Origin of the sequence: Acidovorax sp. (assembly GCF_034519795.1) — a bacterium.
Classification (GTDB): domain Bacteria; phylum Pseudomonadota; class Gammaproteobacteria; order Burkholderiales; family Burkholderiaceae_C; genus Acidovorax.
The window spans coordinates 1-20,383 of record NZ_JAXHOB010000002.1 but is presented as its reverse complement, the minus strand read 5'-3'; the positions used below and the strand labels follow the sequence as shown (position 1 = coordinate 20,383).

Sequence of the window (20,383 nt, the reverse complement as noted above, 5' to 3'; positions counted from 1 at the left end):
GACTTGCGCTAACGGCCGAGGCTCGATTCGCTGCGATGCTTCACCTTTGCAGGCTTCTCACCAAGAGTTTTGTTCGCCTCTGCTTGGAAAGAAGTCTTGCTCTGCCTATCGCGCGCTGTGGCGGAAAACGAGTAGCAAAAAAATGGGCCATTGCTTGCATGCCGAAGTCAAGCTTCGGCGAGCTGGCTGCACAACAAGGACGACCCCTACTTTTTACTTGCTTGCGATGTAAGCCAGCGCCGCAGCTTTCGGGCGTCCTCATCACGCTGGGCAACGCTGCCAGAATCGAGCAGCACCACGTTGATAGACCGGCGCGATAGACGCAAGGTCATTGCCATGCACCAACCTGCCTCCACAATGTATCCCGTCTTTTGCAATCTTATCGGCCATCGGGCGAGGCGTACCAGCCGGTTCGAGTTCAGGTAGGTCAACCGTCGCTTGCCGAACCGAGCCAGATATTTTGAGGTGGTTGTGAACTGCCGCAGAAGAGGATATTTCGCTGCGGCCGCGAGGAAAGCTGCGACGTCGCGCGCAGTGGCGCGGTTGGCATTCGAAAGTCCGGTGGGATCGGTAAAAGTCGTCTGAACTGCCCCGACATTCTGTGCCTTCGCGTTCATCCGCCGTACGAATCCGTCGAGCCCGGCGGGGTGGGTCCGGGCAAGAGCATGCGCAGCACGGTTGTCGCTGGACATCAGTGCCAGACGCAGCGCCTCGGAGCGGGAGAGGCGGGTGCCGACTTGCAGGCGTGAGCGGCTGTTTCTCAGTCGATCCACATCGTCGCTGGTGATTGCGATCCGTGTACTGAGCGGGACGCCAGAGTCGAGCAGCACCATCGCCATCAGGAGCTTGCTCAGCGAGGCAATGGGCAGGGCTACCGTGGCATTGCGCGAGAAGAGTGTTTCCCCTGTCTGTGCATCGATTGCAATCACGGCGGTGGCACTGAGTCCCAGCGGGTTTTCAGTGCGATGCAGGCCTGCGCGCCGTGCGAACGAAAGATTGGTGTTATCGCTCAGAAACGCTGGCAGATTGGCTTGCGGCATCGGTCCGTCATCCGGTGCGACGGGGGAGTCCTCTTTCACAGCCTCAGGTGGCTGCATGGGTTGAGCCTGGGTTTTAGCGTGTGAGGCGTCTGGAGGTGGCGACGCGGGGGTGAAGGGTAGCCGCCACCAGGCCAATACTGCGAGCATAGACAGCAGCAGTACCACTAGCAGCGCCAGCCGCCTTCGCCGGAGCCCGCCGCGCGACGGCTCTTCAAAAGTAGATGGATGTACGAGCCAGCTTGAGTGATTGCCGCGAAGGGGGGAAGAATGACGGCGAGGGGGCATTGACTTGTCGCTGCAGCAAAAATGGAGGCGCTAGGAGCCTGTCGGACTTGGAGCGTCGAAAGCGAAAATCGGCCCCAGCGAGGACAGTTTTTGCCGGATTTGCAGCCCCATAGCCAGGCTATGGGGCAAAAAGACGGTGAAAGATGGACCGCTGCGGCCGATTTGCAGCCGACGATTTCCAAGTCCGACAGGCTCCTATGAGCCTTCAATGAACAAGATCAACGTGGAAAGTTCCGCCTGAATCGCTGCGGCCATGGAAAGGGACTCGCCAATGAGTTGGGAGCGCCGTTCAATACGGATACTGTGTCAGCTCCTGGCCAAGCAGCGGTCGACCAAAATCCAGTCGCGACCGACAGCAGTTGGCCGGTTACCGTCAATGCGATGCAAAGCCATGCCAGGCGAGCGCATCGACCACCATGTAGGTCCCCAGCGCCAGCAGCCCCACCATCAGGCAGCGCCGGAACCACACGGCCGACATGCGCTGGCGGATGCGCGTACCCAGGGCCATGCCCAGCAGCGCGGGCAGCAGCATCCAGGCCGAGAGCACGAGGGCGGATGCCGGGTAGCTGGCGTTGAGTGCCAGGCCGCCCGCCAGCGCGACGGTGGACACGGTGAAGCAGATGCCCATGGCCTGCACCAGCGCGTTCTTGTGCAGGCCCAGTGCCTGGAGGTAAGGCACCGCCGGCACCACGAAGACGCCGGTGGCGGCGGTGACCCAGCCGATGGCAAAGCCCACCAGGGGCGACAGCCAGCGCTCGGCCCGGGGCGGCACCGCCAGGCGCGCGCCCAGCAGGCCCCAGCAGCCATAGGCGATGAGCGCAACGCCCAGCAGCGCGCGCGACCAGGCGCCGGCCGGCGCCCCCAGCACCCAGGCCCCGAGCCAGGTGCCCGCGCAGATGCCCACCAGCATGCCGCCCAGGCGGCGCAGCAGCGGCCCCAGCGTGGCCCACGGGCGCAGTTGCCACAGGTTGGTGATGAGCGAGGGCATGACCAGCAGGGCCGCTGCCTCGGCCGGCGCCATCAGCATCGCCAGCAGGGCCATCGACACGGTGGGCAGCCCCAGGCCGACGATGCCCTTGACGCCGCCCGCCACCAGAAAGACGGTGACCGCGCCCACCAGCCAGGCCCAGGAGCTCACGCCGAGCAGGCCGGCCATCATGGCTGCGGCCCCGCCCGCAGGCCGGGACATGTAGGACAATTTTGAAATTGTGCTGGATTCATCGCGGACATTCCCTCGGTGGCCCGCACGGTGCAGCAGGCCATGACCGCCATTCTTGGCAAGGCGGGTGCTGCTGAAAATGCGGAATGCGGCGCACCCAGCCTCAGGCTGGGCCGAAGGCCGTTGTGGTACGTTGTGGCCCATGCGCTTTGACCTGACCGACCTGCGGCTGTTTCTGAACGTGCACGAGGCCGGCACCATCACCGGCGGTGCCGAGCGCAGCCATATGGCGCTGGCATCGGCCAGCGAGCGAATCCGCGGCATGGAAGATGCGCTGGGCGTGCCGCTGCTGTTGCGCGCGCAGCGCGGCGTGCAGCCCACGCCCGCAGGCCACACCCTGCTGCACCACGCGCGGCTGGTGCTGCAGCAGATGGAGCAGCTGCGCGGCGACCTGGGCGAGTACGGCGCAGGCCTGGCAGGCCATGTGCGCGTGCTGTGCAACAGCTCGGCACTCAGCGAGTACCTGCCGCAGGCGATTGCGGGTTTTCTGGCGCGGCACCCGCGCATCTCGGTGGATGTGGACGAGCGCTCCAGCCAGGAGGTGGCCGACGCGGTGCGCGCCGGCCTGTGCGACATGGGCCTGGTGTCCGACGCGGTGGACCTGGAAGGCCTGGCCACACAGGTGCTGCGGCCCGACCCGCTGGTGCTGGTGGTGCCGCAGGGGCACGCACTGGCCGCACGCCGCAGTGTGGCGCTGGCCGACGTGGCGCACCTGGACTTCATCGGCCTGGCCGAAGGCAGCGCGCTGCAGGCCCTGGTGGTGCGCCATGCGCAGCGCCAGGGGCAGCGGCTGCGCTACCGGGTGCGGCTGCGCCAGTTCGAGGCAGTGTGCCAGTTGGTGGGCCTGGGGGTGGGCGTGGGCATACTGCCCCGTGCGGCGGCGGCGCGCCACGCCCGTGCGCAGCGCGTGAAGGCCGTGCGCCTGACCGATGCCTGGGCCGACCGGCAACTGGTGCTGTGCCTGCGCAAACTGCAAGATTTGCCACAGCATGCGCAGCAGTTGGTGCACCATCTGCTGCCCAGCGCGCAAAATTCTGAAACCGCCCCACCCTCTTTCACACCCGCACCATGAGCTACGACCTTCGCGTTTGGGAACCCCCGGCCGGCCAGGCCCCTCCGACCTCGTACGAGGAAGCCCTGCGCAACTGGTTCGGGCTGGAGCTGCTGGAGCCCGGGCCCAACCCGAAGTTCGCGGCCTTGGCCGCGCAGATGGTGGCCTACAAGGACTGCGGCGAGGCGCCCTGGAACGGCGATCCGGTCAAAGATGCGAAAAACTGCCGCAAGGCCGTGTGGACGTTTTCACTGCCCGCCGAGAACCGCATGAAGCTGCTGGGCGCCGTGGTGAAGCGGGCCAACGCGCTGGGCCTGACGGTGCTGGACGACCAGGTGGGCCTGGCGCTGGTGGCGCCCAACCGCGTGCTGCCGCCCGAGCGCACCGACTTCTGGACACAGGCAATGCGGGTGCTGGAGAACGCGCCCCTGGACTCGGCCACGCCCGCACCGGCACCAGCCCCCACGCCCGCCGCAGCGCCCGCGCGTGCGCCGCTGTCCATGGCACTTGCGTCGGCGCGCGACGAGATGCGCTCGGTGCTCTCGTCGATGCTGCCACAGCACGGCTTCATATCACCCCGGCAGGCGATCGAGGTGCCGTACTACAACGCCCAGGCGGAGGCGACGTATTTCCGGCCCACCCCGGCGGGTGGGCAGGGCGTGACGCTGCTGACGTCGAACACCAACCACCTGCCGTGCCTGACCATCGACGTGAACGTGTTCAGCGAAGAAATCGCCAACATCCTGAGGGCCGTCTTTCCCGAGCATGACGAGATGTATTTCCGGCGCCAGCTGAATTTTTATGTCGGGATTTTTCAGGACACTTATGCCTATTTCCCCATCAAGGGTTCGGCAGACCTGCAGCGCATGGTGAAAGAGGTGCAGGACCCGGTGGGTCCCATTCTGGAGATGACCCGCACGCCGCTGGGCATGCAGGCCATCATGTCTGGCACCACCGTGTTCCCGCTGGCCGGCAACCCCCAGGGCCACAAGACGCTGGCGGAACACGCGCAGAAGAACTTCGGCTACGCCGCGCTGGTCAGCGCCTGGCTGTATGGCGGCGAGCAGTTCCAGGAGATGGCGCAACAGAAACGCGCGCATGAAGAGCGCACCGCGCCTGCCGCCATGAAAAAGGAAATGGTGCAACGGGTGGACCGGCTGGTGGCACACCTGCGTGCGCAGGTGAAGCGAAAAGCATAGGAGCCTGCCGGACTGGAAATCGTCGGCTGCAAATCGGCCGCAGCGGTCCATTTTTCACCGTCTTCTTGCCCCATAGCCTGGCTATGAGGCTGCGAATCCGGCAAAAACTGTCCTCGCTGGGGCCGATTTTCGCTTTCGACGCTCCAGTCCGACAGGCTCCTGGCCGCCACGCTCAGCGCGTTCGCTCCAGCAACCACTGCTCCGCTTCAGCCTGTTTCTTGAAGCGCGCCCACTCCAGCGCGGTCTTGCCATGGGGGTCCTTGCGCGCCAGGTCGATGCCCCGGGCCTTGAACCACTGCAGCGCCTGCACCCGGCCCCGCCCTGCGGCCAGCATGGTGGGGGTCTCCCCCCGGCTGGCCATTGCGGGTTCATCCAGCGGCTGGCCTTGCGCGGCCAGCCACTCCAGGCAGGCGATGCAGCCGCTTTGCGCGGCCATGTGCACGGGGCCCCAGTCCCAGCGGTTGCGGGCCGACAGGCCGGCCCCGGCCAGCACCAGGCGCTGAGCCGCCGCCAGGTTACCGCCGTAGAAGGCGCGCAGCAGCGCGGTGTCGCCCAGCTCGCTGTCCTTTTGCGTCTGGCGCAGGTCGGGCTTGGCACCTGCGGCGAGCAGGGCCTCGATGTGCTCCATCTGCCCCCGGTGCGCGGCCAGCATGAGCACGCTGGAGCCATTGGGTGCGAGCAGGTTGGGGTTGGCGCCGGCGGCCAGCGCGGCGCGCAGGGCAGCGGCGTCGCCGGCGTTCTGGGCGTCGAGCAGGCGGCCGTCCACTGCAGAGTACGACACGGCGGGCGCTGCCGCCTCTGCCGCTGGCGCGCGCCGGGCCGTGCCAGCCACCTTGGGGCCCACGACCCACCAGACCACCAGGGCCAGCACCAGCAGCGCGCCCCAGGCCGGGCGGGAGTGCTGGGCCCGCGCGGGCCGCTGCATGCCGGCGGCAAAGCGGCCGCGCCGGTGCGCCCAGGCCTGGGCGAGCGAATGGCCCAGGGCCGTGGCCGCCGCCTCGCCACCCAGGCCGGGGGTCAGCCGCACCAGCGTGCTACCGGCCCCGCGCGCATACACGGCGTGGTAGCGGTGCTCGCTGGCACCGCTGCCGCTGGCATACAGCAGCTTGTGCACCAGGCTGCGGCTGGCATCGCCGGGCACCGTGTCGGCGCGCGACCAGAGCCAGGAGTGGCGGCGTGCGGTGATGCCCCCGTCCTGCACGCTCAAGGTCCAGCGGCGGGTGGCGGCATGCAGGGCAAAGGCGGCCAGCCCGATCCAGGCGCCCGCCGCGAAGAAGTCACGGGGCAGCACCAGCCCCTGTGCGCCCAGGCGCCCGTTGATGGCCGCCTCCAGCGCCAGGCCAGCCAGCACCAGGCCGGCGGCCCAGCGCCAGCCGGTCTGGGTGAATTCGTAGTGCCAGGCCTGTGGGGTTTCCTGCAGCGTGACCGCGGGGGGCAAAGGCAGGGGGCCCTCATCCGCTTCTTCGGCCTCGCTCAGCGGCGCGATGGGCACCGCCAGATTCCAGGCGGCGCGCCGGTCGAAGCGGTCGGGCAGTTCGTCGCCCCCACCACCGCCGAAGCCTCGCGGCGCGGCCTGCACGGGCAGGTCGTAGGTCAGCTCCACCGAGCCGTCGGGGCCGTGCAGCAGCTCCAGCCGCCAGTCCACCCGCTCGCCGGAGCGCTGGCTGCCGTGCGGTGGCGCGTCGGCCGGCAGATCGAAGCGCGCGACCAGCCGCAAGCCACCATCGGCCGTGCGCTGCATGCGCGCCGCTTCGGTGAAGGACTCCACGCAGCGCTCGGGCGAGCCCGAGCTCGATTCGTCCACCCGGTACTGGGCCAGGCGCAGCTGCGGGCGGCTCTCTTGCTGGTGGGCGGCGGCGCGCTCGGGCAGCAGCAGCGTCAGCTCCACCGGGTGGCCGGCGCGCGGCCGGGCCGGCAGCGCCGTGAGCGCCGCGCCCGCATAGCGCCAGGCCTGGCGCGTCTGGTGCAATGCCAGGCCGATCAGCACCAGCCCCACCATGACGAAGATCGAGATGAAGGCCTTGGCGAACCAGGGTGCGCTGCCGCTGGTCCACAGCATGGCGGCCATGGGGAAGGCCATGCCGCACCAGAAGACGGTGAAGAACCAGGTGGCGCCCGCCGACTTGCTGGCCGCGCCTTTTTTCAGGGGCTCGGGCGCAGCGCCCAGCTCGGCCTCCGGCTTCCTGCCGCCCCCGCCCAGCAGGATGTGCAGGAAGAACCAGCCCGCCACCAGCCCCACGCCGGTGAAGACCAGGGCAAAGGGCACACGGAACATCTGCAGCGCCCAGCGGATGGAGGGGTCGATGAGAGACTGCGCGGGCACCTGCGGGTTGACCATGATGGTGATGGGCTGCCCCCGGGACTGGGCGCTTTGCAGCAGCCCGTGCCAGTGCTGGTGCCAGTCGCCGATGTTGTCGGCACCGGCCTCGGGGTCGAGCCCCACCCGGGTGCCCTCGTACTGCCGGCCCGCGAATTCGTAGCGGTAGCGGGCGTGCACCCGGTAGGTGGTGCCGTCGCTGGACGTGTGGCGCTTGAGCTCGGTGCCCAGCACCTGGGCCGCCACCGGCTGCCAGCTGCGCACCTCCAGCGCCGCGCGGAGCGTCTGCACCAGGGGCTGCAGCCCCGCGAAGTAGCCGCCCAGGCCAAAGGCCGCTGCGAAGAGCCCGCTGAACAGCAGCATCCCCAGGCGCTTGCCCAGGGTGTCTATGTTTTCGGGGTTGTTCTCTCTTGCCATGGATGTCCCTCCATTTCTTTTTGTTGTTGTTATGGGCGAAGCATGCAAGTCCATCATGACATTTACATGACAAACACATGGCTCAGCCGTTGCGAATGCGTGACACACAGAACACGCTCACAACACGCACCGCCATGAAAAAAGCGGCTCCGGGGAGCCGCTTTTTCGTGGGGGGGACCGATCAACGGGCCCCAGGGATGCGTATCAGTTATCCATTGCGCTGCGCGCCACCCGCGACGCATGAAACTGGCGCGGCCAAGGCCAGTGCCCCCGCGCAAGGGCCGCCCCGCCGCGCTGGGGGCGTCCCCCTCCCGACTCGCATAGCGAGTCGAGAGAGGGGTGAAGGCGCGAAGCGACTCAGGGGGTGTTTCACTTCAGGCCGCCACGCCGTCTGCCACGTCCTTGAACTCGGCGATCTTGTCGAAGTTCAGGTATTGGTAGATCTTGTCGCCGTTCTGGTTGATGACACCGATGTCGGCCAGGTACTCTTCCTTGGTAGGAATGCGGCCCAGCTTGGAGCAGATGGCCGAGAGTTCGGCCGAGCCCAGGTAGACGTTGGTGTTCTTGCCCAGGCGGTTGGGGAAGTTGCGGGTGCTGGTGGACATCACGGTGGCGCCCTCCTTCACCTGGGCCTGGTTGCCCATGCACAGCGAGCAGCCGGGCATTTCCATGCGGGCACCGGCCGCGCCGAACACGCCGTAGTGGCCTTCTTCGGTGAGCTGGTGCGCGTCCATCTTCGTGGGCGGGGCCATCCACAGCTTGACGGGGATGTCCTTCTTGCCTTCGAGCAGCTTGGAGGCTGCGCGGAAGTGGCCGATGTTGGTCATGCACGAACCGATGAACACTTCGTCGATCGCGGCGCCGGCCACGTCCGACAGCGTCTTGGCGTCATCGGGGTCGTTGGGGCAGCAGACGATGGGTTCGGTGATCTCGGCCAGGTCGATCTCGATGATTTCGGCGTAGTCGGCGTTCTCGTCGGGTGCCAGCAGCTGGGGGTTGGCCAGCCAGGCTTCCATGGCCTTGATGCGGCGGCCGATGGTGCGTGGATCGGCGTAGCCCTGGGCGATCATGTTCTTGAGCAGCACGATGTTCGAGTTGATGTACTCGATCACGGGCTCCTTGTTCAGGCGCACGGTGCAGCCGGCGGCAGAGCGCTCGGCCGATGCGTCGGACAGCTCGAACGCCTGCTCGACCTTCATGTCCGGCAGGCCTTCGATTTCCAGGATGCGGCCCGAGAAGATGTTCTTCTTGCCCTGTTTGGCCACGGTGAGGTGGCCGGCCTTGATGGCGTACAGCGGAATCGCATGCACCAGGTCGCGCAGCGTGACGCCGGGCTGCATCTTGCCCTTGAAGCGCACCAGCACCGATTCAGGCATGTCCAGGGGCATCACGCCCGTGGCGGCGGCAAACGCCACCAGGCCGGAGCCGGCAGGGAAGCTGATGCCGATGGGGAAGCGCGTGTGCGAGTCGCCGCCGGTGCCCACGGTGTCGGGCAGCAGCATGCGGTTGAGCCAGCTGTGGATGATGCCGTCGCCGGGCTTGAGCGAGATGCCGCCGCGCGTGCTGATGAAATCAGGCAGCTCGTGGTGCATCTTCACGTCCACGGGCTTGGGGTAGGCAGCCGTGTGGCAGAAGGACTGCATCACCAGGTCGGAGCTGAAGCCCAGGCAGGCCAGGTCTTTCAGTTCGTCGCGCGTCATGGGGCCGGTGGTGTCCTGCGAGCCGACCGAGGTCATGCGTGGTTCGCAGTACGTGCCGGGCACCACGCCCAGGCCTTCGGGCAGGCCGCAGGCGCGGCCGACCATCTTCTGCGCCAGGGTGAAGCCCTTGCCGGTGGCGGCAGGCACTTGCGGCAGGCGGAACAGGGTGGAAGGCGCCAGGCCCAGGGCCTCGCGGGCCTTGGCCGTGAGGCCGCGGCCGATGATCAGCGGAATGCGGCCACCGGCGCGCACTTCGTCGAACAGCACTTCGCTCTTGACGGTGAACTCGGCGATGACCTGGCCGTCCTTCAGTGCCTTGCCGGCGTAGGGCAGCAGCTCGATCTCGTCGCCCATGTTCATCTGGCTCACATCGAGCTCGATGGGCAGGGCGCCCGCGTCTTCCATGGTGTTGTAGAAGATGGGAGCGATCTTGCTGCCCAGGCACACGCCGCCGAAGCGCTTGTTGGGCACGAACGGAATGTCTTCGCCCGTGAACCACAGCACGCTGTTGGTGGCCGACTTGCGGCTGGAGCCGGTGCCGACCACGTCGCCCACGTAGGCGACCAGGTTGCCGCGTGCGCGCAGGTCTTCGATGAACTTGATGGGGCCGCGCTTGCCGTCTTCTTCAGGCGTGATGCCGTCGCGCTTGTTCTTGAGCATGGCCAGCGCATGCAGCGGGATGTCGGGGCGACTCCAGGCGTCGGGCGCGGGCGACAGGTCGTCGGTATTGGTTTCGCCGGTGACCTTGAGCACGGTGAGCTTGATGCTCTGCGGCACTTCGGGGCGGCTGGTGAACCACTCGGCATCGGCCCAGCTTTGCAGCACGGCCTTGGCGAAGGTGTTGCCCTTGTCGGCCTTTTCCTTGACGTCATGGAACTGGTCGAACATCAGGAGCGTCTTCTTGAGCGCTTCGGCGGCGACAGAGGCCACGGCCGCGTCGTCCAGCAGGTCGATCAGGGGGGTGAGGTTGTAGCCACCCAGCATGGTGCCCAGGAGCTGCGTGGCGCGCTCGCGGCCGATCAGGGTGCACACCTCGGTACCGTGGGCCACGGCGGCCAGGTAGCTGGCCTTGACCTTGGCGGCATCGTCCACACCGGCAGGCACGCGGTGCGTGATCAGGTCCACCAGCATGGCCTCTTCACCAGCGGGCGGGTTCTTGAGCAGTTCGATCAGCTCGCCGGTCTGCTTGGCCGTCAGGGGCAGCGGTGGGATGCCCAGCGCGGCGCGCTCGGCCACATGGTCACGGTAGGCTTTCAACATCATTTTTCTCCGGTTGCGTTCTAAAGTGGGGTGGTTGCGCCGGGGCTGCACAGGCCATGCGGCGCGGGGGTACCGTGTCTCGTCGGATTCTGGTTATTTGATGGCGGTGGCGGTGGCCGCAGGCGCGGCCGTGGCTGCGGGCAGCGGGTCGAACACGCTCTGCGGCGGGGCCTTCTTGGCGGCTTCGGCCACCAGGGTCTGCTCGGGGCTCATGCACTCGTCGGCCAGGCGCTGGCCGAGCTTCTGGTTCATCAGCATGGACTTGTTGGCGATCTGCAGCCACACGGCGCCGCCCTTGGCGTCTTCCAGGCGCACGGCGCCGGTGCTGGTGACCACGGGGGTCATGTGGTACTTGAAGCCCTTGCCTTCGATGTGGAAGCGGCCAGGGATGGCGGCGTCGGCCGTCACGTTGACGAAGGCGCCCAGCTCGCAGGCGATGCGGCCGGTGTGCACCTTCTGGGCAATGGCCTGCTCCTCAGGGCTCAGCGCGGCATCGGCGGCGATGAGGCCGGACGCCACCTGGTTGGCCGCCGTGTTCAGCTGCTGGCGGCTGCTGGTGGGCTCGGCCTTGGCGGTCTTCTTGGCGGGGGCCTTGTCCTTGGCCGCAGCCGACTTGGCGGCGGGCTTTGCGGCCGGCTTGGCGGCGGTTTCCTTCTTGGGAGCGGCTTCCTTCTTGGCGGCGGGCGCGCTCTTCTTGGCGGGCTCGGCTGCGGCCTGCGCCAGGGCAAGGCCAGGGGCCACCAGCATCAGGGCGGACGTGAGAATCAGTGATTTCATGGGGAAGTCCTGGAAAAAGGGTTCAGGCGTCGTGGTGGGGAGCGGGGGAAGCAGCAAACCAGGGGGCCACTTCGGGCGGCAGCGCGCGCCCGGTCTGGTGGGCGCGTTCGAGCACCTGCCAGTAGTAGCGGTAGCTGGCGCGGTCGTGCAGGGTGCCATCATGGCTGATGGGCGCCCAGTCGGCCTGCGCCGCCGAAACAATGATGCGGGCCGACAGCGCGATCTCGTCCTGCTGCGGCGCAAACGCCTGCAGGATGGGGCGGATCTGGCCGGGGTGGATGCTCCACATGCGGGTGTAGCCCAGCTCCTGCGAAGCACGGGTGGCGGCGGCCTGCATGGCAGCGGTGTCGGAAAATTCGGTGACCACGCAGTGCGATGGCACCTTGCCGTGGGCGTGGCAGGCGGCCGCGATCTCGAGCTTGGCGCGCACCACCAGCGGGTGCTCGAACTGGCCGCGCGAGCCCATGGCCGACGAAGGGATGGCCCCGCCATGCGCCGAGACAAAATCCATGAGCCCGAAGCTGATGCTCTGCACGCGCGGGTGCGCTGCGATCTCGAAGGCGCGGTGCACGGCCGCCGGCGATTCGATCAGCACGTGCAGCGGCAGGTGGCCGGCCGATGCGGCGAGCAGCGCCTTTTCGGCGTGCAGCACGTCGTCCACCGACTCGACCTTGGGCACCATGATGTGCGACAGGCGGTGGCCGGCCTCGCCCGCAATGGTGGCCATGTCGTTGGCAAAGGCGGCGTGGTCCACGGTGTGTACGCGGGCGGCCACACGCGCGCCATCGGCGGCGCCCAGCACCAGCGATGCGACCAGGGCGGCGTGCTCGCGCTCCTGGCCCACGGGGGCGCCGTCTTCGCAGTCCAGGGTGACGTCGAACACGCAGTGGCCGAACTCGGCCGTCATCTCGGCCTGCAGCTGCAGGCTCTTTTTCATGCGCGCTTCCACACCGCTGTAGTGGTCGCACACCGGCAGGCGCAACGCGGCCGCCTGGGCGCCCAGCAGCACGCTGGCGGGATGGGCGGGGGGGGCAACAACGGCGTTCATGCGGGGCGCTGCGCGACGATGAACATGCGCGGGAAGGACAGCAGGCGGTTGCCGTCGCTGCGCTCGGGGTAGGCCTCGGCGATGCGGCGCTCGTACTCTGCCAGGAAGCTGGCGCGCAGGTCGTCCGCCAGCGGATCGAGGAAGGGGCGCAGGCCGGTGCTGCGCAGCCAGTCGACAATGGCGCCGGCCGTGGGCATGACGTGCTGGTAGACGGTGTGCCACACGTCCACCACAGCGGCCTCCCTGGCCAGCATGTCGTAGTAGCCGCCGATGGTGGCCAGCCCGGTACGCACGGCATCGGCATCGCCGATGGGCTCGCGCCAGGGCGACTGCCCGGCGATCTCGCGCATCAGCCGGTGCGAAGGTTCCTGCCGGTTGTCGGGCATCTGGATGGCCAGCACGCCACCCGGGGCGAGCAGGCTGAACAACCGGGGAACCAGGGTTTCGTGCCCCGCCACCCATTGCAGGGCAGCGTTGGCGTAAATCAGGTCGGGGGCCACGGTGGGCACCCAGGTGGCGATGTCGCCCTGTTCGAAGGCCGTTCCGGGCAGGCGCTCGCGCGCGCTGGCCAGCATGGCCTCGGAGGTATCGATGCCGGTGACCTGCGCTTGTGGAAAGCGCTGCACCAGCAGCTCGGTGGAATTGCCCGGCCCGCAGCCCAGGTCCACCACGTGGGCGGCACTGGACAAATCGGCCAGGGGCACCCGCGCCAGCAGCTCAGCGGCCGGGCGCGTGCGCTCGTCCTCGAAGCGGCGGTAGAGCGCGGGGTTCCAGTCGGCCATGAAGGACTTTGGGCTACCGATTACAGCAGGTGCTTGACGCCGTCTTGCTCGCCTTGCAGCTCGGCCAGGGTCTTGTCGATGCGCTCTTGCGAGAAGGCGTCGATCTCCAGGCCTTCAACCAGCTTGTACTCGCCGTTTTCGCAGGTGACGGGGAAGCCGAACATGGTGTCCTTGGGAATGCCGTACTGGCCGTCCGACGGGATGCCCATGGTGACCCACTTGCCGTTGGTGCCCAGGGCCCAATCGCGCATGTGGTCGATGGCGGCGTTGGCAGCCGATGCAGCCGACGACAGGCCACGTGCTTCGATGATGGCGGCGCCGCGCTTGCCCACGGTGGGCAGGAAGGTGTTGGCGTTCCATTCCTGGTCGTTGATCATCTTGGCGACGCTTTCGCCGTTGATGGTGGCGAAACGGTAGTCGGCGTACATCGTGGGCGAGTGGTTGCCCCAGACGGTCAGCTTTTCGATGTCGGCCACGGCCTTGCCGGTCTTGGCAGCGATCTGGCTGGCAGCGCGGTTGTGGTCCAGGCGCAGCATGGCGGTGAAGTTCTTGCGTGGCAGGTCAGGGGCCGACTTCATGGCGATGTAGGCGTTGGTGTTGGCAGGGTTGCCGACGACCAGCACCTTCACGTTGCGCGAAGCCACGGCGTTCAGGGCCTTGCCCTGTGCCGTGAAGATGGCGCCGTTGACGGCCAGCAGCTCGGCGCGTTCCATGCCGGGGCCGCGTGGGCGCGAGCCGACCAGCAGGGCGTAGTCGGCGTCCTTGAAGGCGGTCATCGGGTCGCTGTGGGCTTCCATGCCGACCAGCAGCGGGAATGCGCAATCGTCCAGCTCCATCATCACGCCCTTGAGCGCCTTCTGGGGGCCCTCGACGGGAACTTCGAGCAGTTGCAGAATGACCGGTTGGTCCTTGCCCAGCATTTCGCCGGAGGCGATACGGAACAGCAGTGCGTAACCGATTTGACCAGCGGCGCCGGTGACGGCAACGCGAACGGGCTTCTTGCTCATGGTGAGAACTCCAGGGAAGTGAGGAAATCAGGGGGTGTGTGCAACGCAAGCACCAGCGCCTGTTACCAGCAGCCCGTGCCCCGCAAAACAGCCTTGGAGTGTACTGCCGATTCAATACCCCGGTCAATTTGTCTTATGTCTTATATAAGATATGATCGAAGCTCCGAATACCAGGCTGGGTGAGGCATGTGCCCGCCCGGCCAAAGCTCCCCGCACGGCCCCATTTTTCGACTGCCATGTCCTCGCTACCGCTCAACGCCGACACCCCTGCGCAGCCAACGACTGGCGCGGGCGCTGCCACGCCGGCGTTCAGCCCGCTGTACCAGCAGATCAAGGGGCTCATCCTGCAGAGCCTGCAGCAGGGCGAGTGGAAGCCCGGCGAGGCCATCCCCAGCGAAATGGACCTGGCGGCGCGCTTTCGCGTGAGCCAGGGCACGGTGCGCAAGGCCATCGACGAGCTGGCGGCCGAGAACCTGGTGATGCGCCGCCAGGGCAAGGGCACCTTCGTGGCCACGCATGCCGAGCAGCATGTGCAGTACCGCTTCTTGAAGCTCATGCCCGACACCGGCGACGCCCGCGTGGAAGGCCGCGCCCAGCGCCAGGTGATCGACTGCAAGCGCGTGCGCGCCAGCGCCGACGTGGCGCGCGCCCTGGCGCTGCGCAGCGCCGACCCGGTGATCCAGGCGCGGCGCGTGCTGTCGTTTGCGGGCGTGCCCACCATTCTTGAGGACATCTGGCTGCCGGGCCAGGCTTTCAAAGGGCTGACGGCCGACCAGCTGGCCAGCTACGAAGGCCCTACTTACGCCATGTTCGAAATCGACTTCGGCGTGCGCATGGTGCGTGCCGAAGAGAAAATACGCGCCGTGTTGCCTGATGCCGAACAGGCTGCGGTGCTGATGGTGGCACCGGGCACGCCGCTGCTCAGCGTGGAGCGCATTGCGTACACCTACAACGACGTTCCCATGGAGTTACGGCGCGGGCTGTACCTCACGGACACCCACCACTACCGTAATGAACTGAGCTGACACTACCCTGGCAACTGAGCGGAAATGTCGGCATTAGGGGCGACTTGAAACCGTGTGTGTTGCGTTGCAATAGAATTTTGCGTTCTTTGCATGTCCAAATTACAAAGCAGTTACATCCACGAAAGCACAAAACATGACCGAACTCGCCAAAAAACGGCCTGAATTCCGCAACATCAATGCCTTCAAGGACCTGACCACCTACCGCATGACGCCTGCAGCGTGGGTTTCGATCCTGCACCGCGGCAGCGGGCTGATCATGTTCCTGCTGCTGCCTTTCATCATCTGGATGTTCGACACCTCGGTGTCTTCCGATATCTCGTTCGCCAAGTTCACCGCTGCCTTCGGCATCGGCATCGGCTTCGTGCCCGGCTGGTTCATCAAGCTGGTGGCCCTGGCGCTGATCTGGTCGTACCTGCACCACTTCACGGCCGGCCTGCGCCACCTGTGGATGGACGTGAGCCACAGCGCCGTGAACAAGCAGTTCGGCAAGACCTCGTCCATCGTGGTCTTCGTGGTCAGCATCACGCTGACCGTGGTGCTGGGCGCCAAGCTGTTCGGCCTGTACTGATCGATCGATAACCACCCATAAAAAAAGCGGTGAACGCTGCCATCCCGCAGCCAACACCGCCGCACAAGAGGAAAGCACCCATGTCCGTCAATTACGGTTCCAAGCGCGTCGTCGTCGGCGCCCACTATGGCCTGCGCGACTGGCTCAGCCAGCGCGTCACCGCCATCCTGATGGCGCTGTTCACCCTGGCCCTGCTGGCCCAGGTTATCTTCAACAAGGGCCCCATGGGCTATGACAAATGGGCCGGCATCTTCTCGGCCCAGTGGATGAAGGTGCTGACCTTCACCGTGATCATTTCGCTGGCATGGCACGCCTGGGTTGGCGTGCGCGAAGTCTTGATGGACTACATCAAGCCCGTGGGCCTGCGCCTGGCGCTGCAGGTTTTCACCATCGTCTGGCTCGTCGGCTGTGCCGGCTGGGGCATCCAGGTTCTGTGGCGTCTCTGATACCGATCCCCCGCGACTGAAGGCAAACAACAAATGAGCTACTCCAAAGCTAACATCACCAAGCGCAAGTTCGACGTCGTCATCGTCGGTGCCGGCGGCTCCGGCATGCGCGCCTCGCTGGAACTGTCCCGCGCAGGCCTGAACGTGGCCTGCCTGTCCAAGGTGTTCCCCACCCGCTCGCACACGGTGGCGGCGCAGGGCGGCGTGTCCGCATCGCTGGGCAACATGAGCGAGGACAACTGGCACTACCACTTCTACGACACCATCAAGGGCTCGGACTGGCTGGGCGACCAGGACGCCATCGAGTTCATGTGCCGCGAAGCACCGAACGTGGTGATCGAGCTCGAACACTTCGGCATGCCGTTCGACCGCAACCCCGACGGCACCATCTACCAGCGCCCCTTTGGCGGCCACACCGCCAACTACGGCGAAAAGCCCGTGCAGCGCGCCTGCGCAGCGGCTGACCGCACCGGCCACGCCATGCTGCACACGCTGTACCAGCAGAACGTGAAGTCCAAGACCAACTTCTTCGTGGAGTGGATGGCACTGGACCTGATCCGCAACACCCAGGGCGACGTGGTCGGCGTGACCGCGCTGGAGCTGGAAACCGGCGACCTGTACGAGCTGCATGCCAAGGCCGTGCTGCTGGCCACCGGCGGCGCGGGCCGCATCTTCGCGGCATCGACCAACGCCTTCATCAACACCGGCGACGGCCTGGGCATGGCGGCACGTGCCGGCATCCCGCTGCAGGACATGGAGTTCTGGCAGTTCCACCCCACCGGCGTGGCCGGCGCGGGCGTGCTGCTGACCGAAGGCTGCCGCGGCGAAGGCGCCATTTTGCTCAACAGCAATGGCGAGCGCTTCATGGAGCGCTATGCGCCCACCTTGAAGGACCTGGCACCGCGTGACTTCGTGTCGCGCTCGATGGACCAGGAAATCAAGGAAGGCCGTGGCTGTGGTCCGAACAAGGACTACATCCTGATGAAGCTCGACCACCTGGGCGCGGACACCATCCGCAAGCGCCTGCCATCGGTGGAAGAGATCGGCCACAACTTCGCCAACGTGGACATCACCAAGGAACCGATCCCTGTGGTGCCCACCATCCACTACCAGATGGGTGGCATCCCCACCAACATCAATGGCCAGGTCGTGGTGCACGACGGCCAGCAGAACCACGTGGTCAACGGCCTCTACGCCGTGGGCGAATGCTCGTGCGTCTCGGTGCACGGCGCCAACCGCCTGGGCACCAACTCGCTGCTGGACCTGCTGGTCTTCGGCAAGTCGGCCGGCAAGCACATCGTCAGCTACGTGAAGGGCTTTGGCGACAACCTGGCCGTGCCCGCTGATGGCGCAGAGCGCACCCTGGCGCGCCTGAACCAGCTGCAGGACTCCACCGAAGGCATCTACGCCCAGGACGTGGCCAACGACATCCGTTCGAGCATGCAGCAGCACGCCGGCGTGTTCCGCACGCAGGCCAGCATGGACGAAGGCACGGTCAAGATCAACGCCATCCGCGAACGCGTGGGCGGCGTGACCTTGAAGGACAAGTCCAAGGTCTGGAACACGGCCCGCATGGAAGCCCTGGAAGTCGACAACCTGATCGAAGTGGCCCAGGCCACGATGACCTCGGCCGCGGCCCGCAAGGAATGCCGTGGCGCGCACACGGTGTACGACTACGAGCACGCTGCCGACCACGCCGAGTTCCCGCTGGGCCGCAACGACAAGGAGTGGATGAAGCACACCCTGTGGCACAGCGCGAACAACAGCCTGACCTACAAGCCTGTGAACCTCAAGCCCCTGACGGTGGACAGCGTGCCTCCCAAGGTCCGTACGTTCTGATGATCCAGCAGCCTCACGAAAGAACAACATGAAGCGCACCTTTCAAATCTACCGCTACGACCCGGACAAGGACGCCAAGCCCTACATGCAGACCATCGAGATCGAACTCGACGGCCACGAACGCATGCTGCTGGACGCCCTGGTCAAGCTCAAGGAGCAGGACCCGAGCCTGTCGTTCCGCCGTTCGTGCCGCGAAGGCGTGTGCGGCTCGGACGCGATGAACATCAACGGCAAGAACGGCCTGGCCTGCCTGACGAACATGAACACCCTCAAGGGCACCATCGTTCTCAAGCCCCTGCCCGGCCTGCCGGTCATCCGCGATTTGATCGTGGACATGACGCAGTTCTTCAAGCAGTACAACTCGATCAAGCCCTACCTCATCACCGAGGACCTGGCCCCCGAGAAGGAACGCCTGCAGAGCCCCGAAGAGCGCGAAGAGCTCAACGGCCTGTACGAGTGCATTCTGTGCGCCAGCTGCTCCACGAGCTGCCCCAGCTTCTGGTGGAACCCCGACAAGTTCGTGGGCCCCGCCGGCCTGCTGCAGGCCTACCGCTTCATCGCCGACAGCCGCGACGAAGCCACGGGTGCGCGCCTGGATAACCTGGAAGACCCGTACCGCCTGTTCCGCTGCCACACCATCATGAACTGCGTGGACGTGTGCCCCAAGGGCCTGAACCCCACGATGGCCATCGGCAAGATCAAGGAACTGATGGTGCGCCGCACTGTCTGACCCTCTTGAGACCCGTACTGCCATGTCCGAGACCCTGACCCCCGTCGCCCAGACGCCGGCCCCTACCGACCTGCTGGACGACCGCGAGCGCGCCAAGCTGCACTGGCGCTCGCGCCGCGGCCTGCTGGAGAACGATCTCTACATCGAGAACTTCTTTGCGCTGCACGGGGCCACCATCAACTGGCGCCAGGCCTACGGCATGACCCAGTTGATGGACCTGGCAGACAACGACCTTTTGGACCTGGTGCTCGCCCGCCGTGAGCCGGAAGGTCCGCTCGATACAGAAGAAGTGCGTGAAGTACTCGGCATGCTGCGGCTCAGTGGTGGCGCAGCGAGGCCCCGGGCCTGACCTGGAGACAGGGCCCCTTACCACCGGAATTCCGGCAAACCTACCCAAGGAAAGTAACAATGAAGCTAGCTGACAACAAAGCCACCCTGTCGTTCAGTAACGGCAGCCCCAGCGTGGACCTGCCGGTCTACCAGGGCAGCATTGGCCCGGATGTCATCGACATCCGCAAGCTGTACGCGCAAACGGGCATGTTCACCTATGACCCGGGCTTCCTGTCGACGGCAGCGACCCAGTCGGCCATCACCTACATCGATGGCGACAAAGGCGAACTGCTGTACCGCGGCTACCCCATTGAGCAGCTGGCCGCAGAACTGCGACTTCCTGGAAACCTGCCACCTGCTGCTGTACGGTGACCTGCCCAACGAAGCGCAGAAGACCGACTTCACCAGCCGCGTGACCAACCACACCATGGTCAACGAGCAGATGCAGTTCTTCCTGCGTGGCTTCCGCCGTGACGCGCACCCCATGGCGGTGCTGACCGGCCTGGTGGGCGCCCTGTCGGCCTTCTACCACGACAGCACGGACATCAACAACCCGCAGCACCGCGAGATCGCTGCCATCCGCCTGATCGCCAAGATGCCCACCCTGGTGGCCATGGCGTACAAGTACGGCGTGGGCCAGCCCTACATGTACCCGCAGAACAACCTGAGCTACGCAGGCAACTTCCTGCGCATGATGTTCGGCACGCCCTGCGAAGAGTACAAGGTCAACCCCGTGCTGGAACGCGCGCTGGACCGCATCTTCATCCTGCACGCAGACCACGAGCAGAACGCATCGACCTCCACCGTGCGCCTGTGCGGCTCGTCGGGCACCAACCCGTTTGCAGCCATCGCTGCCGGCGTGGCCTGCCTGTGGGGCCCTGCCCACGGCGGCGCCAACGAAGCAGCGCTGAACATGCTGTACGACATCCAGGCCCAGGGCGGCGTGGAAAAGATCGGCGACTTCATCAAGCAGGTCAAGGACAAGAACTCCGGCGTCAAGCTCATGGGCTTTGGCCACCGCGTGTACAAGAACTACGACCCCCGCGCCAAGCTCATGCAAGAGACCTGCAATGAAGTGCTGGCCGAACTGGGCCTGGAAAACGACCCGCTGTTCAAGCTGGCCAAGGAACTGGAAAAGATCGCCCTGGAAGACGACTACTTCGTGCAGCGCAAGCTCTACCCGAACGTGGACTTCTACTCCGGCATCGTGCAGCGCGCCATCGGCATCCCGGTGAACCTGTTCACCGGCATCTTCAGCCTGGCCCGCACCGTGGGCTGGATCGCCCAGCTGAACGAAATGATCGGCGACCCCGAGTACAAGATCGGCCGCCCACGCCAGCTGT

The 20,383-nt window shown here is 66.2% G+C and carries 16 protein-coding genes and 1 pseudogene; 9 read left to right on the top strand and 8 right to left on the bottom strand.

Annotated elements, in window-relative coordinates:
- Positions 1 to 206 precede the first annotated feature (206 nt).
- Positions 207 to 1,097 (bottom strand): serine hydrolase, encoded by an 891-nt coding sequence (locus U5N23_RS01865; RefSeq protein WP_322591184.1) that lies wholly within the window; start codon positions 1,095 to 1,097, stop codon positions 207 to 209.
- Between the two features lie 601 nt (positions 1,098 to 1,698).
- Positions 1,699 to 2,484, bottom strand: a complete 786-nt coding sequence (locus U5N23_RS01860; RefSeq protein ID WP_416208558.1) for a sulfite exporter TauE/SafE family protein — start codon at positions 2,482 to 2,484, stop codon at positions 1,699 to 1,701.
- A gap of 202 nt (positions 2,485 to 2,686) precedes the next feature.
- Between U5N23_RS01860 and U5N23_RS01855 the strand changes: the two genes are divergently transcribed.
- The gene (locus U5N23_RS01855; RefSeq protein WP_322591183.1) at positions 2,687 to 3,616 is read left to right on the top strand and encodes a LysR substrate-binding domain-containing protein; all 930 of its coding nucleotides are present in this window, start codon (positions 2,687 to 2,689) and stop codon (positions 3,614 to 3,616) included.
- The gene (locus U5N23_RS01850; protein WP_322591182.1) at positions 3,613 to 4,794 is read left to right on the top strand and encodes a hypothetical protein; all 1,182 of its coding nucleotides are present in this window, start codon (positions 3,613 to 3,615) and stop codon (positions 4,792 to 4,794) included. Before U5N23_RS01855 ends, U5N23_RS01850 begins: the two co-directional genes overlap by 4 nt.
- Before the next feature lie 172 nt (positions 4,795 to 4,966).
- Here the strand turns inward: U5N23_RS01850 and U5N23_RS01845 are convergent, their stop codons facing one another.
- The 6 genes from U5N23_RS01845 to U5N23_RS01820 form a co-directional block, all read right to left on the bottom strand.
- Positions 4,967 to 7,528 (bottom strand): ankyrin repeat domain-containing protein, encoded by a 2,562-nt coding sequence (locus U5N23_RS01845; protein WP_322591181.1) that lies wholly within the window; start codon positions 7,526 to 7,528, stop codon positions 4,967 to 4,969.
- Between the two features lie 374 nt (positions 7,529 to 7,902).
- Positions 7,903 to 10,488, bottom strand: coding sequence for a bifunctional aconitate hydratase 2/2-methylisocitrate dehydratase (gene acnB / locus U5N23_RS01840; protein WP_322591180.1), 2,586 nt, complete (start codon positions 10,486 to 10,488; stop codon positions 7,903 to 7,905).
- Positions 10,489 to 10,581: 93 nt separating this feature from the next.
- Positions 10,582 to 11,265, bottom strand: coding sequence for a hypothetical protein (locus U5N23_RS01835; protein ID WP_322591179.1), 684 nt, complete (start codon positions 11,263 to 11,265; stop codon positions 10,582 to 10,584).
- A gap of 22 nt (positions 11,266 to 11,287) precedes the next feature.
- A complete protein-coding gene (locus U5N23_RS01830) occupies positions 11,288 to 12,313 on the bottom strand; it encodes an HpcH/HpaI aldolase/citrate lyase family protein (RefSeq protein ID WP_322591178.1) in 1,026 nt (341 codons plus the stop codon).
- On the bottom strand, positions 12,310 to 13,095 hold the full coding sequence (tam, locus tag U5N23_RS01825; RefSeq protein WP_322591177.1) for a trans-aconitate 2-methyltransferase: 786 nt from the start codon (positions 13,093 to 13,095) through the stop codon (positions 12,310 to 12,312). Before tam ends, U5N23_RS01830 begins: the two co-directional genes overlap by 4 nt.
- A gap of 20 nt (positions 13,096 to 13,115) precedes the next feature.
- The gene (locus tag U5N23_RS01820) at positions 13,116 to 14,102 is read right to left on the bottom strand and encodes a malate dehydrogenase (protein WP_007848463.1); all 987 of its coding nucleotides are present in this window, start codon (positions 14,100 to 14,102) and stop codon (positions 13,116 to 13,118) included.
- A 236-nt stretch (positions 14,103 to 14,338) separates the two neighbouring features.
- On the opposite strand from U5N23_RS01820, the gene U5N23_RS01815 reads away from it, so the two are divergent.
- From U5N23_RS01815 to gltA, 7 genes and pseudogenes are all read left to right on the top strand, one after another.
- Positions 14,339 to 15,127: a GntR family transcriptional regulator gene (locus tag U5N23_RS01815; protein WP_322591176.1), complete on the top strand. Its 789-nt coding sequence runs from the start codon at positions 14,339 to 14,341 to the stop codon at positions 15,125 to 15,127.
- Between the two features lie 133 nt (positions 15,128 to 15,260).
- Positions 15,261 to 15,695, top strand: a complete 435-nt coding sequence (gene sdhC / locus U5N23_RS01810; RefSeq protein ID WP_322591175.1) for a succinate dehydrogenase, cytochrome b556 subunit — start codon at positions 15,261 to 15,263, stop codon at positions 15,693 to 15,695.
- Positions 15,696 to 15,775: 80 nt separating this feature from the next.
- Complete coding sequence (sdhD, locus tag U5N23_RS01805) at positions 15,776 to 16,141, top strand: succinate dehydrogenase, hydrophobic membrane anchor protein (RefSeq protein WP_322591174.1); 366 nt, start codon at positions 15,776 to 15,778, stop codon at positions 16,139 to 16,141.
- A 33-nt stretch (positions 16,142 to 16,174) separates the two neighbouring features.
- Positions 16,175 to 17,980 (top strand): succinate dehydrogenase flavoprotein subunit, encoded by a 1,806-nt coding sequence (gene sdhA, locus U5N23_RS01800; protein ID WP_322591173.1) that lies wholly within the window; start codon positions 16,175 to 16,177, stop codon positions 17,978 to 17,980.
- Between the two features lie 28 nt (positions 17,981 to 18,008).
- The gene (locus tag U5N23_RS01795; RefSeq protein ID WP_007848477.1) at positions 18,009 to 18,710 is read left to right on the top strand and encodes a succinate dehydrogenase iron-sulfur subunit; all 702 of its coding nucleotides are present in this window, start codon (positions 18,009 to 18,011) and stop codon (positions 18,708 to 18,710) included.
- Positions 18,711 to 18,732: 22 nt separating this feature from the next.
- Positions 18,733 to 19,059: a succinate dehydrogenase assembly factor 2 gene (locus U5N23_RS01790; RefSeq protein ID WP_007848479.1), complete on the top strand. Its 327-nt coding sequence runs from the start codon at positions 18,733 to 18,735 to the stop codon at positions 19,057 to 19,059.
- A gap of 59 nt (positions 19,060 to 19,118) precedes the next feature.
- Positions 19,119 to 20,383 (top strand): annotated as a pseudogene (gltA, locus tag U5N23_RS01785) (citrate synthase); the annotation flags it as partial.

What these genes read in the sequence shown, in the direction of transcription:
- U5N23_RS01830 (WP_322591178.1), bottom strand. Translation starts at nt 12,313, where the DNA reads ATGAACGCCGTTGTTGCCCCCCCCGCCCATCCCGCCAGCGTGCTGCTG.
- U5N23_RS01860 (WP_416208558.1), bottom strand. Translation starts at nt 2,484, where the DNA reads ATGATGGCCGGCCTGCTCGGCGTGAGCTCCTGGGCCTGGCTGGTGGGC.
- acnB (WP_322591180.1), bottom strand. Translation starts at nt 10,488, where the DNA reads ATGTTGAAAGCCTACCGTGACCATGTGGCCGAGCGCGCCGCGCTGGGC.
- tam (WP_322591177.1), bottom strand. Translation starts at nt 13,095, where the DNA reads ATGGCCGACTGGAACCCCGCGCTCTACCGCCGCTTCGAGGACGAGCGC.
- sdhA (WP_322591173.1), top strand. Translation starts at nt 16,175, where the DNA reads ATGAGCTACTCCAAAGCTAACATCACCAAGCGCAAGTTCGACGTCGTC.
- U5N23_RS01835 (WP_322591179.1), bottom strand. Translation starts at nt 11,265, where the DNA reads ATGAAATCACTGATTCTCACGTCCGCCCTGATGCTGGTGGCCCCTGGC.
- U5N23_RS01855 (WP_322591183.1), top strand. Translation starts at nt 2,687, where the DNA reads ATGCGCTTTGACCTGACCGACCTGCGGCTGTTTCTGAACGTGCACGAG.
- U5N23_RS01845 (WP_322591181.1), bottom strand. Translation starts at nt 7,528, where the DNA reads ATGGCAAGAGAGAACAACCCCGAAAACATAGACACCCTGGGCAAGCGC.
- U5N23_RS01790 (WP_007848479.1), top strand. Translation starts at nt 18,733, where the DNA reads ATGTCCGAGACCCTGACCCCCGTCGCCCAGACGCCGGCCCCTACCGAC.
- U5N23_RS01795 (WP_007848477.1), top strand. Translation starts at nt 18,009, where the DNA reads ATGAAGCGCACCTTTCAAATCTACCGCTACGACCCGGACAAGGACGCC.
- sdhC (WP_322591175.1), top strand. Translation starts at nt 15,261, where the DNA reads ATGACCGAACTCGCCAAAAAACGGCCTGAATTCCGCAACATCAATGCC.
- sdhD (WP_322591174.1), top strand. Translation starts at nt 15,776, where the DNA reads ATGTCCGTCAATTACGGTTCCAAGCGCGTCGTCGTCGGCGCCCACTAT.
- U5N23_RS01850 (WP_322591182.1), top strand. Translation starts at nt 3,613, where the DNA reads ATGAGCTACGACCTTCGCGTTTGGGAACCCCCGGCCGGCCAGGCCCCT.
- U5N23_RS01820 (WP_007848463.1), bottom strand. Translation starts at nt 14,102, where the DNA reads ATGAGCAAGAAGCCCGTTCGCGTTGCCGTCACCGGCGCCGCTGGTCAA.
- U5N23_RS01865 (WP_322591184.1), bottom strand. Translation starts at nt 1,097, where the DNA reads ATGCAGCCACCTGAGGCTGTGAAAGAGGACTCCCCCGTCGCACCGGAT.
- U5N23_RS01815 (WP_322591176.1), top strand. Translation starts at nt 14,339, where the DNA reads ATGTCCTCGCTACCGCTCAACGCCGACACCCCTGCGCAGCCAACGACT.